Annotated in this window: 14 protein-coding genes; all 14 read right to left on the bottom strand. The window is 63.5% G+C overall.

The window, feature by feature from the left end; genetic code table 11:
* Window positions 1-50: 50 nt before the first annotated feature.
* Window positions 51-1,088 (bottom strand): GTPase Era, encoded by a 1,038-nt coding sequence (gene era / locus BM144_RS01365; protein ID WP_092949044.1) that lies wholly within the window; start codon window positions 1,086-1,088, stop codon window positions 51-53.
* Window positions 1,085-1,768, bottom strand: coding sequence for a ribonuclease III (gene rnc / locus BM144_RS01360; RefSeq protein WP_092949526.1), 684 nt, complete (start codon window positions 1,766-1,768; stop codon window positions 1,085-1,087). The genes era and rnc overlap by 4 nt, the downstream gene beginning before the upstream one ends.
* Before the next feature lie 31 nt (window positions 1,769-1,799).
* Window positions 1,800-2,189 (bottom strand): DUF4845 domain-containing protein, encoded by a 390-nt coding sequence (locus tag BM144_RS01355; protein WP_092949042.1) that lies wholly within the window; start codon window positions 2,187-2,189, stop codon window positions 1,800-1,802.
* Window positions 2,190-2,281: 92 nt separating this feature from the next.
* Window positions 2,282-3,256, bottom strand: coding sequence for a signal peptidase I (gene lepB / locus BM144_RS01350; protein WP_092949040.1), 975 nt, complete (start codon window positions 3,254-3,256; stop codon window positions 2,282-2,284).
* Window positions 3,257-3,260: 4 nt separating this feature from the next.
* Entirely contained in the window at window positions 3,261-5,069 is a 1,809-nt protein-coding gene (lepA, locus tag BM144_RS01345; RefSeq protein ID WP_092949038.1) for a translation elongation factor 4, read from the bottom strand.
* Between the two features lie 472 nt (window positions 5,070-5,541).
* A complete protein-coding gene (locus BM144_RS01340) occupies window positions 5,542-7,026 on the bottom strand; it encodes a DegQ family serine endoprotease (protein ID WP_092949524.1) in 1,485 nt (494 codons plus the stop codon).
* 122 nt (window positions 7,027-7,148) lie between these two features.
* The gene (locus BM144_RS01335) at window positions 7,149-8,219 is read right to left on the bottom strand and encodes a MucB/RseB C-terminal domain-containing protein (RefSeq protein WP_245783479.1); all 1,071 of its coding nucleotides are present in this window, start codon (window positions 8,217-8,219) and stop codon (window positions 7,149-7,151) included.
* Between the two features lie 53 nt (window positions 8,220-8,272).
* Entirely contained in the window at window positions 8,273-8,896 is a 624-nt protein-coding gene (locus tag BM144_RS01330) for a sigma-E factor negative regulatory protein (RefSeq protein ID WP_092949036.1), read from the bottom strand.
* 62 nt (window positions 8,897-8,958) lie between these two features.
* Window positions 8,959-9,588 (bottom strand): RNA polymerase sigma factor RpoE, encoded by a 630-nt coding sequence (gene rpoE / locus BM144_RS01325; RefSeq protein WP_092949034.1) that lies wholly within the window; start codon window positions 9,586-9,588, stop codon window positions 8,959-8,961.
* Between the two features lie 564 nt (window positions 9,589-10,152).
* Window positions 10,153-11,397: a beta-ketoacyl-ACP synthase II gene (gene fabF, locus BM144_RS01315; RefSeq protein ID WP_092949030.1), complete on the bottom strand. Its 1,245-nt coding sequence runs from the start codon at window positions 11,395-11,397 to the stop codon at window positions 10,153-10,155.
* Between the two features lie 65 nt (window positions 11,398-11,462).
* Window positions 11,463-11,702 (bottom strand): acyl carrier protein, encoded by a 240-nt coding sequence (gene acpP, locus BM144_RS01310; RefSeq protein WP_003058049.1) that lies wholly within the window; start codon window positions 11,700-11,702, stop codon window positions 11,463-11,465.
* 103 nt (window positions 11,703-11,805) lie between these two features.
* A complete protein-coding gene (gene fabG, locus BM144_RS01305) occupies window positions 11,806-12,561 on the bottom strand; it encodes a 3-oxoacyl-ACP reductase FabG (protein WP_092949520.1) in 756 nt (251 codons plus the stop codon).
* Window positions 12,562-12,573: 12 nt separating this feature from the next.
* A complete protein-coding gene (gene fabD, locus BM144_RS01300; RefSeq protein WP_092949028.1) occupies window positions 12,574-13,530 on the bottom strand; it encodes an ACP S-malonyltransferase in 957 nt (318 codons plus the stop codon).
* A gap of 58 nt (window positions 13,531-13,588) precedes the next feature.
* On the bottom strand, window positions 13,589-14,566 hold the full coding sequence (locus BM144_RS01295; protein WP_092949026.1) for a beta-ketoacyl-ACP synthase III: 978 nt from the start codon (window positions 14,564-14,566) through the stop codon (window positions 13,589-13,591).
* Between the last annotated feature and the right edge of the window lie 12 nt (window positions 14,567-14,578).

The following is a 14,578-nucleotide window of genomic DNA, read 5'->3' as shown; positions in this document are numbered from 1 at the left end:
CGGCGTCGTCCCCCTCGGGGGGAAGGCGCCGCAGGCGACTCAGGGGGGGTTCACTCATACCCGAACGAACGCACCCGGGCCTCGTCGTCGGCCCAGCCGGAGCGCACCTTCACCCAGACTTCGAGGAACACCTTGGCGTCCAGCAGCCGCTCCAGCTCCATGCGGGCATCGGTGCTGATGCGCTTGAGGCGTTCGCCCTTCTCGCCGATCATCATGGCCTTGTGCCCGTCGCGCTCGACCACGATGGTGGCAGCCACGCGCACGAAGCGCTTGTGCGTCTTGCTGGCTTCTTCCTCGAACTTGTCGATGACCACCGTGGAGGTGTAGGGCAGCTCGTCGCCGGTGAAGCGGAACAGCTTCTCGCGCACGGTTTCGCTGGCGAGGAACTTCTCGCTGCGGTCGGTCAGCTCGTCCTCGGCATACCACCAGGCCTGCTCGGGCAGGTATTTCTCGCAGATGCCGTAGAGCCGCTCGATGTCGCCCTTGTTCTTGGCCGACATGGGCACGAACTCCGCGAACGGGTGGCGCTCCTGCATGCCCTTGAGCCAGGGCGCGATCTCGGCGCGGCGGTGCACCATGTCGAGCTTGTTGGCAACGAGCAGCGTGGGTATGCCGGGCTTGAAAAGCGACAGCACCTTGGCATCGGCCAGCGTGAAATTGCCCGCCTCCACCACGAACAGGATCAGGTCCACGTCGCCGATCGCGCCCATCACCGTCTTGTTGAGCGACTTGTTGAGTGCCGTGCTGTGCTTGGTCTGGAAACCCGGCGTATCGACGAACACGAACTGCGCGTCCCCGCGCGTGCGGATGCCGGTGATGCGGTGGCGCGTGGTCTGCGCCTTGCGCGAGGTGATGCTGATCTTCTGCCCCACCAGCGCGTTCATCAGCGTGGACTTGCCCACGTTCGGCTTGCCCACGATGGCGATGAGGCCGCAGCGCTGCGGGCCTGCGGGGGCAGCGGACTCCTCTGCGGCCTGTGGCTGCGCCGCGGTGGCGGGCAGCGCGCTGCCCGGGCGGGCGGCGGCCAGCATGGCCTCCAGGTCGTCCTGGCCTGCGCCGGGGGATGGGGGAGGAACGGGGGAGTTCATGGGTGTTTCGCTTTCAGGGTGGCCAGCATGGCGGCGGCGGCGGCCTGCTCGCCCGCCCTCCGCGATCCGCCGATGCCGCGCTCGGTCAGGCCCAGTTCGGGGATGTCGCACTCCACGTCGAAGGTCTGCCGGTGGGCAGCACCCACGGTGGCGACCACGCGGTACTGCGGCAGTTTCATTTTGCGGCCCTGCAGCCACTCCTGCAACGCGGTCTTGGGGTCCTTTTCGGCCGCCTGCATCTGGGGGTTGATCTCCACGCCCCGGTAGAGCCGGTGCACCAGCGCTTCGGCAGGCCCATAGCCCGCGTCCAGGTACACGGCGCCGATCAGGGCTTCCAGCGCATCGGCCAGGATCGAGGGCCGCAGCTTGCCGCCCGACTTGGTTTCACCCTCGCCGAGCCGCAGCACCTGCGGCAGCTGCAGGCCGAGCGCCAGTCCGTGCAGGGTTTCCTGCCGGACGAGGTTGGCGCGCACGCGGGACAGGTCGCCTTCGGGCAGGTCGGTCAGGCGGCGGTAGAGCAGGCTGGAGACAGCCAGGTTCAGGACCGAATCGCCGAGAAACTCCAGCCGCTCGTTGTGGTCGGCCGAAAAGCTGCGGTGCGTGGTGGCGCGCTGCAGCAGCGATGGATCGGAGAAGGCATGCTGCAGGCGGTCCTGCAAGGCGGAGAGACTGGGTTGCACCGAGGACAAGAAAAGGAGCGTGGGTGAAAAATCAGTTGGACTGGTCGCGGAAGCGATACACCAGGAACGCGGGACCGGCGAGCGCGATCTCGCGCGAGTAGCTGAACGACACGACGATCTTCTCGTTGCGCTTGGTCACTTCGAGATCGGAGCCTTTGATCGAGCTGATGTTGTCGATCGAGGCGGCCCGGTCGAACACCGCCCGCACATCCGCCACCGTGGACGCTTCGCGGGCCGCCTTGTCGACCGCCTTGCGGATCGCCTGGTACTCCAGGAAGATCGGCACCGACTGCCCGCCGATGGCGAACACCGCGACCGCGAACACCGCGAGGAACACCAGCCCGATGAAGGACAGGCCGCGCTGGCGGGAGCGCCGGACGGAAGGCGCCGGGCGTTGCTGATTGTGTTGGTGCAGACCCATGGCCAAGACCCTCTTTCTTTGTTCGATCACCGTATTGCCACGACCCGAATCGCCCGCGGCGGCACGCCCTCGCATGCCGCCGCCCGGCCGGTTCACTGGAACGGCCCGATGCGTTTCAGATTGCCGAAATTCATCCACACGAAGAAGGCCTTGCCGACGATATTGGCGTCGGGCACGAAGCCCCAATAGCGTGAATCGAGCGAATTATCGCGGTTGTCGCCCATCATGAAATAGTGGCCCTCGGGCACTTTGCAGACCACGCCTTCCACGCTGTAGCGGCAGTTTTCGCGGAACGCATAGTCGCTCGCGCCCTGGATGAAGGCCGGCACGTCGGGGTTGTTGATCATGCGGTGGCGCTTCTCGCCCAGTTGCTCGTCGAACTGCTTGAAGTAGCGCATGGTGTCCTCGTCGAGGAAATCGGGCAGCGCCGTGGTTTCCACCGGCTTGCCGTTCACCGTGAGCCGCTTGTTCAGGTAGGCGATCTCGTCGCCCGGCACGCCGATCACCCGCTTGATGTAGTCCATGCTCGGTTGCGGCGGGTAGCGGAACACCATCACGTCGCCGCGCTGCGGCGCGTTGCCCTGCGTGATCTTCTTGTTGATCACGGGCAGCCGGATGCCGTAGGTGAACTTGTTCACGAGGATCAGGTCGCCCACCAGCAGCGTCGGGATCATCGAGCCGGAGGGAATCTTGAATGGCTCGAACAGGAACGAGCGCAGCACGAAGACGATGGCGATCACGGGGAACAGCCCGGCCGTCCAGTCGAGCCACCACGGCTGCATGAGGATCCGGTCCTTCGCCTCCTGCACGTCCCCGTCCACCTTGGCGATGCCCATGCGGTCGAGTTCCAGCCGGCGCTGGGCCGCGGCATCCTCGATGGCCTGGGCCGCCCGCCGGCGGCGCGGCAGGAACACGAAGCGTTCGGCCAGCCAGTAGGCGCCGGTCACGACGGTCGCCAGGAACAGCAGCAGCGCGAAGTTGCCCTCGATGGCGCCCACGTACCAGGCGCCCACATAGCCCACGAATGCCGCCAGGATGGCGGCGGTCAGATACTGCATGGCTTGCATCGGATCACTCCTCCACTTGCAGGATCGCCAGGAAGGCCTCCTGCGGCACCTCGACGGAGCCGATCTGTTTCATGCGCTTCTTGCCCGCCTTCTGCTTTTCCAGCAGCTTGCGCTTGCGGGTGATGTCGCCGCCGTAGCACTTGGCCAGCACGTTCTTGCGCAGCGCCTTGATGGTCTCGCGCGCGATGATGTTGGCGCCGATGGCGGCCTGGATCGCCACGTCGAACATCTGGCGGCTGATGATCTCGCGCATCTTCGCGGCCACGGCCCGGCCGCGGTACTGCGCCTGCGTGCGGTGCACGATGATGGACAGCGCATCGACCTTCTCGCCGTTGAGCAGGATGTCGACCTTCACCACATCGGACGCCCGGTATTCCTTGAATTCGTAGTCCATCGACGCATAACCGCGCGAGACGGACTTCAGCTTGTCGAAGAAGTCCAGCACGATCTCGCCCAGGGGCAGCTCGTAGGTGAGCATCACCTGCCGGCCGTGGTAGGCCATGTTGAGTTGCACGCCGCGCTTCTGGTTGGCCAGCGTCATGACCGGACCGACGTACTCCTGCGGCATGTACAGGTGCACCGTGACGATCGGCTCGCGGATCTCCTCGATGCGGCCCTGCTCGGGCATCTTGGAGGGGTTCTCCACCATGATGACCTCGCCGTCGCCGCGGACCACCTCGTACACCACGCTGGGCGCAGTGGTGATGAGGTCCTGGTCGAACTCGCGTTCCAGGCGCTCCTGCACGATCTCCATGTGCAGCAGGCCCAGGAAGCCGCAGCGGAAGCCGAAGCCCAGCGCCTGCGACACCTCGGGCTCGAAATGCAGCGAGGCGTCGTTGAGCTGGAGCTTTTCCAGCGCGTCGCGCAGTTGGTCGTACTCGCTGGCCTCGGTCGGGTAGAGGCCAGCGAACACCTGCGGCTGGATTTCCTTGAAGCCGGGCAGCGCCTGCTCCGCGGGGCCCAGGTTGTTGGGCAGCTTTTTCTCGAGCGTGATGGTGTCGCCCACCTTCGCGGCCTTGAGCTCCTTGATCCCCGCGATGATGTATCCCACCTCGCCCGCGTTCAGCGCGTTGCGCGCCTCGTTCGCGGGTGTGAACACGCCCAGGTTGTCGGCGTTGTAGGCCGCGCCCGAGGCCATCATCTTGAAGCGCTCGCCCTTCAGCAGCCGGCCATCGACCACGCGCACCAGCATGACCACGCCGACGTAGGGATCGAACCAGCTGTCGATGATCATCGCGCGCAGGGGCGCGTCCGCGTTGCCGCGCGGCGCGGGCACACGGGCGACGATCAGCTCCAGGATCTCGTCGATGCCCATGCCCGTCTTGGCGGAGCACGGGATCGCGTCGGTCGCGTCGATGCCGATCACGTCCTCGATCTCGGCCTTCGCAGTGTCCGGATCGGCCTGCGGCAGATCCATCTTGTTCAGCACGGGCAGCACTTCCACGCCCAGGTCCAGCGCGGTGTAGCAGTTGGCCACCGTCTGGGCCTCGACCCCCTGCGACGCATCCACCACCAGCAACGCTCCCTCGCATGCGGAGAGGGAACGCGAGACTTCGTACGAGAAGTCCACGTGGCCCGGCGTGTCGATGAGGTTGAGGTTGTAGACCTTGCCGTCGAGTGCTTTGTACTGCAGCGCGGCGGTCTGGGCCTTGATGGTTATCCCACGTTCCTTCTCGATGTCCATCGAGTCGAGCACCTGGGCCTCCATGTCGCGATCGGCAAGGCCCCCGCACCGCTGGATCAGCCGGTCAGCCAGCGTCGATTTGCCATGATCGATGTGCGCAATGATCGAGAAATTTCTGATGTGATTCATCAACGAGAAGCGACAAGTAATTGAATTAGAACGGCGCGCACAAGAAAAAAGGGCGCGTCAAGTGGTGACGCGCCCTGAACCAACAATCTTTGGCAACTGCGATGGTTGGAACTTCATTGTAGGCAAAAAGGCCGTCAGGGAAAGTCCGGGACATGGCACCCATAGTGCGTTGCCGCCCTGCAACGGGCTATTTATGCACAGCTTATTCACAAACCCGTCGATCTTCATGCGAACAACTTGTGGGTGATCTGTGGAACACCTGTGCATGAAAACATCCGATCCCATATCGTGATGTTGCGAGGCCCCCATATATTCCCAGAACTCAGAAAACGGCTCACATTCTATCCAAACGGATAGATAGACTTTTTTTGCAGCTCACAAGGGATTCAAAGGGCTCTCCAGAGGAAGCGTTCGGACGCAAAAGCCCCATTTCCTACTCGGGATGGGGCTTTTGCGGCGCAACACCTGCGCTTCAGCGGCCCGGGCGGATCAGGGCGTACTGCGCCCACTCGCCGCGGCGGAAGAGCACGTTGATCGGCTTGCTCTTGTCGGCTTTGGCGAGCACGGCTTCGAAATCCTTCAAACCGGTGATTTCGGTATTGGCGATACCCAGGATCACATCGCCTTCCCGCAGCCCGGCACGCGCCGCCGCATCGGCAGCAGAACTGACGCGCACGCCGCCCTTCACCTTCAGCTCCTTCTTCTGGGCGTCGGTGAGTTCAGCCACGGCAAGGCCCAGCTGCTGTGCCGCAGGCGAGGCCTTGGGCTTGGGGGTGCCACGGTCGCCCGCGACCGCTGCCGGCTTGTCGTCGGGCTCGATCTCGGCCACCGTGATGGACAAATCCCGCGAGGCGCCTCGCCGGAACACGGTCACGGAGCTCTTGTTGCCCGGCTTCGTGTTGCCCACCAGACGGGGCAGGTCGGAAATCTTGTCGATGCTCTTGCCATCGAAGCGGGTGATGATGTCCCCGGCCTCCACGCCCGCCTTCTCGGCAGGAGATCCCGCTTCCACGCCCGTCACCAGGGCGCCCTGCGCCTTGCCGAGGCCGATGGACTCCGCCACGTCCTTCGTGACCTGGCCGATCTGCACCCCGATGCGTCCCCGGGTCACACGCCCCGTGGCGCGGAGTTGTTCGCTGACGCGTATCGCTTCATCGATGGGAATGGCGAATGAAATCCCCATGAACCCACCGGAGCGCGAGTAGATCTGGCTGTTGATACCCACCACCTCGCCCCGCATGTTGATCAACGGCCCGCCGGAATTGCCGGGATTGATCGCCACGTCCGTCTGGATGAACGGCAGGTAGTCCCCCGTGTCGCGCTGCTTGGCGCTCACGATGCCCGCAGTCACGGTGTTCTCCAGACCGAAAGGCGAACCGATGGCCATCACCCATTCACCGACGCGCAGCCGGTTCATATCGCCCACCTTCACCGCCGGCAAGCCCGTGGCTTCAATCTTCACCACGGCAACGTCGGTGCGCTTGTCCGAACCCACGATCTTGGCCTTGAACTCGCGCTTGTCGGTCAGCGTGACCAGCACTTCCTGTGCGCCTTCGACCACGTGGGCGTTCGTCATCACGTAGCCATCGGATGTGAGAATGAAGCCTGACCCGACGCCCCGCGGCTGCTCCTCATCGGGGCGCTGGGGGCGCTGCTGGCGCGGCACGTTCGGCATCGGCAGACCGAAGCGCTTGAAGAACTCCAGCATCTCCTCGTCCATTCCGTTCGCACCGGAACGGTCGGGGGCCTTCTCGAGCGTACGAATGTTCACCACAGCCGGCCCGACCTGATCCACCAGGTCCGTGAAATCCGGCAACCCCTGCACCAGCGATGGGGAACTCGGCGCAGCCGCCTGCGCATGCAAAGCCCCCGCGGGAACCAGTGCGACAGCGCCTGCAACAGCCAGCGAGCGCACGAGCACCTGGAAGGGGGAGGATTTATGCGGCATCGTGAACATGAATGGCCTTTCTTTCTCTTCGGGCAAATCGAACATCCTGAACAAAAAACGGAGCAACGGCATGAAGGACAGCGCCGTGTCTTATCGGGCCCATGCGGGGCGCGACGTCGAAGGCGCGGTCTCTATCGAGCGGGCTCGATCTGGTCCACCAGCAACTTGAGCGTTTCTTGGGGAACCTCTCCCACAGCCGTCAACCAGGTCTCACCGCTGGCCATCCGCAGAGCAAGGGCCTGCGTGGCTCCCATGTCCATGCGCTTGGGCTGCTGTGCATGCCGGGCAGCATCGTAGGGCTCGAAGAACACCGACACCGTCGCCAGGCCATCCGAGAAAATGCACTGCAGCGGAGGCATGCGCACGGTGTCAGGCACTGCCGCGGCTTTGCGCTTGTAGCAATCCCCAGGAAGGAAACCTGCCGCAGCCTGCCGCATTTGCCAACCCGCTTCGCGCACCGTGGTCTTCGCCAGGGGAACCGTCAGCAGGCGAAAGCCGCGCGTATCGTCCATCTGCGCCATCAACTGCGCCACCGTGGGTGGCGCATCGAAGTCGATCTGGGAAAACGCAGCCTGCTCCAGAACCTGCCCCTGCATCCCCAGAGTCTGGAGCTTGACCACCAGTCCGCTCGCCTGTGCGGTCCATATGCGGTAGCCAAAGCGCAGCGCGTCCTTGGGCTTGAGCCAGATCATCGCGGCTTCCTGCCCTGCCACCCGGTCGCGACCCACGAATTGGGCGCGGTAATGGCGAAGCACCGCATCGCTCTCCGCCTGCGGCAGATGGGGGAAGAGCCCGGGCATTTCCCGGCGCTCCTCTTTCACGATCTGCACATGCGGCAGGAAGGTCCGGACCAGATCATCCCGCCGGTACACCGTGCGTGGAGTGCCGTCGAGGGCTTCGATGCGCTCGATCTGCACCTTGCCATCGGTGGCATGCCAGATACGCGAACTGGCCATGGCCCCGGAAGAGGACGAAACCACGAAAGTGCCGCTATAGCTGTGCTCCCGGGATGCACGATGGATGCTCTGGATCCAATTGCCGATCTCGTTGCCGCCCGGCGCAGGGAAACGCGCAGCATCCGAGGCCGGCGACTCCGAGCCGGGCGGGCCGGCCCAGACCAACGGGCTCGACAGCATGCCTGCCAGCAAAGCTGCCGCCGCAAGCCTGCCCATGGCGCAAGGCAGCTTCTTCGACAGGTTCATCCAACCATCAGCGTTCCGCTTGCCGGTCAATCCGCTCTCCGGTTCTGGAAAATTTATCGCGCAGGGGTTTCGAAGGTGGCATTCCGCAGGAAGCCTGCAGGCATCTGCAACGCAGAAGCCCCGCCATATTGCCGGTGGGCCGCCAACAACTCATCCAGCCGCGAATCCCTCAACATGACTTGCGTGCTGCCGGCCGGATCGGAGGTCGACACCAGCGTGGTGGTCTGGGCTGCCGAAGGCACCGGCACGGCCGAAGCCAGTTGCGAGCCACCACCTCCCGCCTGCATCGCTGCCATCCCGTTCCATCCCAGCACCCCGACTGCGGCGAGAGACGCGATCCCCGCCACCACCTTCCAGCGGAACACCGCCGCATTGGCAGCTTCCTTATCGGCCCTGGCAGCCTGGACGAGTGGCTGATCCGGCTGCAGCGACACCGCCGATGCCGTGGAAACGCGCTCCTCTTCCAGTCGGGCCATCACCCGCGCCGCAAATGCAGCATCTGGCCGCTTGGCCAGATCGGCAGAGCGCAGCACATCGCCGATCAGATGGTAGGTGGCCCAGGTATCCCGGCCGGATTCGGTCTGCGCATACGCTACGGTCTCGCCCCAAGCCGGATTCTCCAACTCGCCATCGGCCAGGGCGGAAAGCTGTTCACGCATTTTCAGATCGTCTTTCATGCTACTCACCTGCTAATCGTCTTGAGCCTGGCCACAGTCCAGAGTCTCCACCAACACATCAGTCACCACCGCTTGCCGGTTTGCTTTTCAAGCAACGGCTTGACGCGCGCGGAGATCGCTTCGCGAGCCCGGAAAATCCTCGACCGCACGGTACCGATGGGGCAACGCATGGCTTCGGCAATTTCTTCATAACTCAGGCCTTCGATTTCGCGCAGCGTCACGGCCTGGCGCAAATCCTCCGGCAGGGCTTCCATGGCCGCGTTGACCGCCGCGGCGATCTCCTGGGCAGCCAACACGGTTTCCGGCGTCTCGTCGCTGATTAGTTCGTGTCCGATACGGGAAGTTTCATCGTCGTCGTCACTGCCGCGCAATGCGTTTTCGGAGATCACCGGGTTGCGCTTGATGTCCATCAAGGCCTTCTTGGCCGTATTGACAGCGATGCGGTAGAGCCAGGTGTAGAACTGCGCCTCACCCCTGAATTGATGCAATGCCCGGTAAGCCCTCAGAAAGGTTTCCTGGGCAATGTCCTGCACGAGATCCGAATCTCGCACCATGCGCCCGATCAGGCGCTCGATGCGGCGTTGGTACTTGATCACCAGCAGTTCGTAGGCCCGCTGATCGCCGGAAACTGTTCGCTCCACGAGTTGGAGGTCACTATCTGCAGAAGAAGGCGGAGGCAGGGATGCGTTCATGTATTCATTCGCTCACGCATCGGAGCGATGAGCAGGAGGGGTCGTCGGACCCTCGACAGCGGGCTCCCGTTTGGGCCGCGAATATACCGCACGGCGCAGAGCGCTCCACTCGGCAGAACCATGCCCTGACTCCAGGCTCAGCCATATCCGTCGGCCCTGCATAGATGTGAGGCGCACGAGCATGAAACGCTGGATATCCAGAAGGACTTCCAACCGGCAGTTCACCCAGGGGCGTGCCTCTCCGCATTCCAGGGACCACTGGAGGCCATCCCATGCCAGCATGCCTGACGGCCCTTTCACTACCGCGAACCAGGCAGCCCCGGAGCTGACGGCCCACAGAGCAAAGGCCCACAGGGATCGCCAGTCGGACGACTCCCCCACCGACAGCAGCCAGAGCCAAAGCATGGCAAAACTGGCTACCCCGACTCCCAGCACCCACTGCCGCAGAATGCGACCGGCACCAAAAGGGTACTGCACAGCAGGCGCATGCTGCTCCCTGATGAAAGACGCCATGGAGCCCGGCAGGGTTCGATAAGGTTCCGTGAACCTACAACAACCAGGGCGTCAGACCCGTCGGAACACCAACGTGCCGTTCGTTCCGCCAAAGCCGAAGTTGTTCTTCACGGCAATATCCATCTTCATGTCGCGGGCCGTGTTGGCGCAGTAATCCAGATCGCACTCGGGATCCTGCTCGAAGATGTTGATCGTCGGAGGAGCCTTCTGATCACGCAGCGCGAGGACGGTGAAAACGCTTTCGATGCCGCCAGCGCCTCCGAGCAAATGCCCGGTCATCGACTTGGTCGAACTCACCACCATGTGTTTGGCATGGTCGCCCAGCGCCGCCTTGATGGCGTTGGTTTCATTCAAATCACCCAGCGGGGTCGACGTACCATGGGCATTCAGGTAATCGACCTCGTCGGCATTGATGCCTGCATTGCGAAGCGCCGCCAACATCGAACGGCGTGGGCCGTCCATGCTGGGAGCGGTCATGTGTCCCGCATCGGCACTCATGCCATAGCCGCACAGCTCCGCATAGATCTTGGCACCACGGGCTTTTGCATGCTCGTATTCTTCCAGCACCAAGACACCCGCCCCTTCGCCGAGCACGAAACCATCGCGGTCCTTGTCCCATGGGCGCGACGCCGTCTTCGGATCGTCGTTGCGCGTGGAAAGAGCCCGCATGGCTGCGAAGCCTCCAACTCCCAGAGGAGAGACGGTGGATTCCGTCCCGCCAGCGACGATGACATCCGCATCGCCATATTCGATCTTGCGAGCGCCCTCACCGATGCAATGGAGACCCGTGGTGCAAGCCGTGACCACCGACAGGTTGGGGCCCTTGAACCCGAACCGCATCGACACATGCCCCGCCACCATGTTGATGATGGAAGCCGGCACGAAAAAGGGCGTGATCCGGCGGGGGCCGCGGTTCTCGAGTTCCGCGTGCGTGTTCTCGATCAGCGGCAACCCACCGATACCCGAGCCGATGATGCAACCGATACGACTGGCCATATCTTCATCCAGGGCATCGCCCGTCGGCAAGCCTGCATCGCGCACAGCCTCGTCTGCTGCAGCGATGCCATAGTGGATGAAGCTGTCCATCGTGCGCGCATCTTTGGCACTGATATAGGCATTCAGGTCGAAACCCTTGACCTCGCCAGCGATCCTGCAGGCAAAGTTCGAAGCATCGAACTTGGTGATGAGGTCGATGCCGGACTGACCGGCAAGGATGTGTGCCCAGGCTTCCGCCACCGTGTTACCGACGGGGGTAATGCAACCCAGGCCGGTCACGACAACGCGACGACGGCTCATGCGCTAAGACTCTTTCGTGCTGATTTCGGATCGAACATTCGACCCGAGAGAAACGAAGACCGGAATCAGGCCTTCTGATGGGTGTTCGCGTAGTCGATGGCGTTCTGCACCGTCGTGATCTTCTCTGCGTCTTCGTCAGGGATCTCGATGCCGAATTCATCTTCCAGCGCCATCACCAGCTCCACCGTGTCGAGAGAGTCGGCGCCCAGATCAGCCACGAAGGCCTTTTCGTTGGTGACTTGCGACTCTTCCACGCCGAGTTGTTCGGCGATGATTTTTTTGACACGTGCTTCGATATCGCTCATGGTTTCCCTTTGGGGGTTGTAAATGAATCCGCGATTCTAGCCGTATCGAGATACACCCCGAAATGGCCTGCCGCGCGGAAGAATCGGCGTTAACTTGCTTCAATTACATGTACATGCCGCCATTGACGTGCAACTCCTGGCCCGTCACATAGCCCGCACCAGCAGAAGCCAAGTAGGCGACAGCCTGTGCGATGTCCGAAGGCTGCCCCATGTGCCCCAGCGGAATCTGGGCCTGCAGCGCCTTGTGCTGCTCATCGGAGAGTTCCGCGGTCATGTCGGTGCGAATGAAACCGGGGGCCACGCAATTGACGGTGATGCCACGGCTTCCCAGTTCTCTGGCCAATGATCGGGTCATTCCAGCCACCCCTGCCTTGGCCGCCGCATAGTTGGCCTGCCCTGGATTTCCCGAAGCACCCACCACACTCGTGATGTTGATGATGCGGCCGAACCGCTGCTTCATCATCGGACGCATGACGGCACGACTGGCGCGGAAAACCGCTTTCAGGTTCGTGTCCAGTACGGCATCCCAATCGTCGTCCTTCATGCGCATGGCGATCTGGTCGCGCGTGATGCCCGCATTGTTGACGAGCACGTGCAATGCACCTTGTTCCTTCACGATGCCATCCACCAATGCATCCAGCGATGCGGCGTCATTGACATCGAGCGCCGCACCCCGGCAGCCTTCGTGGCCCGCCAGGGCTTGCGTGATGCGCTGCGCGCCGTCTTCGGTCGTCGCAGTGCCGATCACGCGGTAACCGCGGGCAGCCAGTTCCGCGGCGATCGCGGCGCCAATGCCGCGGGATGCACCCGTCACCAGGGCAATCTGAGGCACGGAGGTGGTTGTGTTTTGGGTAGACATGGTGCTCATTGCTTATGCCAGCAGTTCAAGGGTTTCCCGAAGCGAGGCCGGGTCGGACACGGAAGCCGCGACCAGCGCTGCGTCGATCCGCTTGGTCAAGCCTGACAACACTTTGCCAGGACCGCACTCCACCACATGCGTGACGCCGCGGGCCTGCAGTGCACCGATGCACTCCACCCACCGCACCGGGCCGAAAGCCTGCCGATAAAGCGCGTCGCGGATTGCCGCGGCCTCCTGGACGACCGCCACATCGATGTTGTTGACCACCGGGATACGGGGCGCCTCGAACGCCAGTTCCGCCAGGGCCGCACGCAGCTTTTCCGCAGCGGGCTTCATCAGGCTGGAATGGAAAGGCGCAGAAACAGGCAGCGGCAAAGCGCGCTTGGCTCCTGCCGCCTTGAGCATCTCGCAGGCTTTCTCGACGCCCGCCTTGGTGCCGGCGATCACCGTCTGAACGGGATCGTTGAAGTTCACCGCTTCCACCACGTCCCCGGAACCGGCGCCGAACGTATCGCACGCCTCCAAGCAACCGGCAACGACTTTCGAGGCCGGCAGGCCCAGGATCGCAGCCATTGCTCCAGCCCCCACGGGCACGGCCTCCTGCATGGCAGCCGCGCGCAGTCGCACCAGCGGAGCCGCCTGGGCCAAGGTGAGAACGCCTGCCGCCACCAGTGCCGAGTACTCTCCGAGGGAGTGGCCCGCGACCGCCGCAGGCATAGGACCCCCTTCCGCCAGCCAGACCCTCCAGGCAGCCACACCCGCCACCAGCATGACAGGCTGGGTGTTGGTCGTGAGCGCCAGTGCTTCCTTGGGCCCGTCATGGATCAGGCGGCCGATGTCCTCGCTCAACGCCTCGGAAGCTTCCTCAAGGGAAGCGACCACTGCGGGATGATTCTCCCAGGCATCGAGCATGCCCACGGACTGGGAGCCCTGACCGGGAAACACAAATGCAAAGTTTTTTGTTGTCATGAATTCAAACCGATGAATGGCCCCGACCTCCGCACGAAGGATGCCAGGCGGACCATTCTCACAATGTCAAGAGCACCGCGCCCCAGGTAAAACCGCCGCCGACCCCTTCGAGCAGGAGGTTCTGCCCCGGCTGCACCTGGCCGGAGCGCACGGCGTGGTCCAGCGCAAGCGGGATGGAAGCCGCCGATGTATTGCCGTGCTGGTCCACCGTCACCACGACCTTCTCCATGGACAGGCCCAGCTTCTTGGCCGTGCCTTGCATGATGCGGATGTTGGCTTGGTGGGGAATCAGCCAGTCGATGTCCGATTCCTTCAGGTTCGCCTTCTCCAGCACGGCGCGCGCAGCCTTGTCGAGTACACCGATCGCGAGCTTGAACACGGCCTGGCCATCCATCTTGAGCAAGGGGTCGCCCAGCACCTGCCCACCATAGACGTTGCCCGGCACGCACAGAATGCCCACGTGCCGCCCGTCCGCATGAAGATCGCTGGCCAGAATTCCCGGCACGTCGGAAGCCTCCAGCACCACGGCGCCGGCCCCGTCTCCGAAAAGGACACAGGTTGTACGGTCTCCGAAATCCAGCAGGCGACTGAAAACTTCCGCACCGACCACCAAAGCGCGGCGCGCCACCCCGGTGCGTATCATCGAATCGGCCACCGTCAGGGCATAAACGAAACCGCTGCACACTGCCTGCACGTCGAAAGCGGGGCAGCCGTTGGCCCCCAGCTTGTTCTGGAGGATGCAGGCCGTGGACGGGAAGACCATGTCCGGCGTCGATGTCGCCACGATGATGAGATCGATGTCCTGGGCCTCGAGACCCGCAGCGGCAAGTGCCTTGCGCGCGGCCTCCAGGCCCAGATCGCTGCTGCACACGTCGCGTTCGGCGAAATGCCGGGCGCGGATTCCCGTGCGCTCCACGATCCACTGGTCCGATGTCTCCACTCCGCGCTCGGCCAGTTCAGCCACGAGATCGGCATTGCTCAGACGGCGCGGCGGCAGACTGCTACCAGTGCCTGTAATACGGGAATAGCGGCTCATTCAATGGGGCTC

Source organism: Paracidovorax konjaci (genome assembly GCF_900112675.1).
GTDB lineage: Bacteria > Pseudomonadota > Gammaproteobacteria > Burkholderiales > Burkholderiaceae_C > Paracidovorax > Paracidovorax konjaci.
Note: the sequence above shows the minus strand (reverse complement) of the source record. Positions and strands in the feature narration are given on the sequence as shown.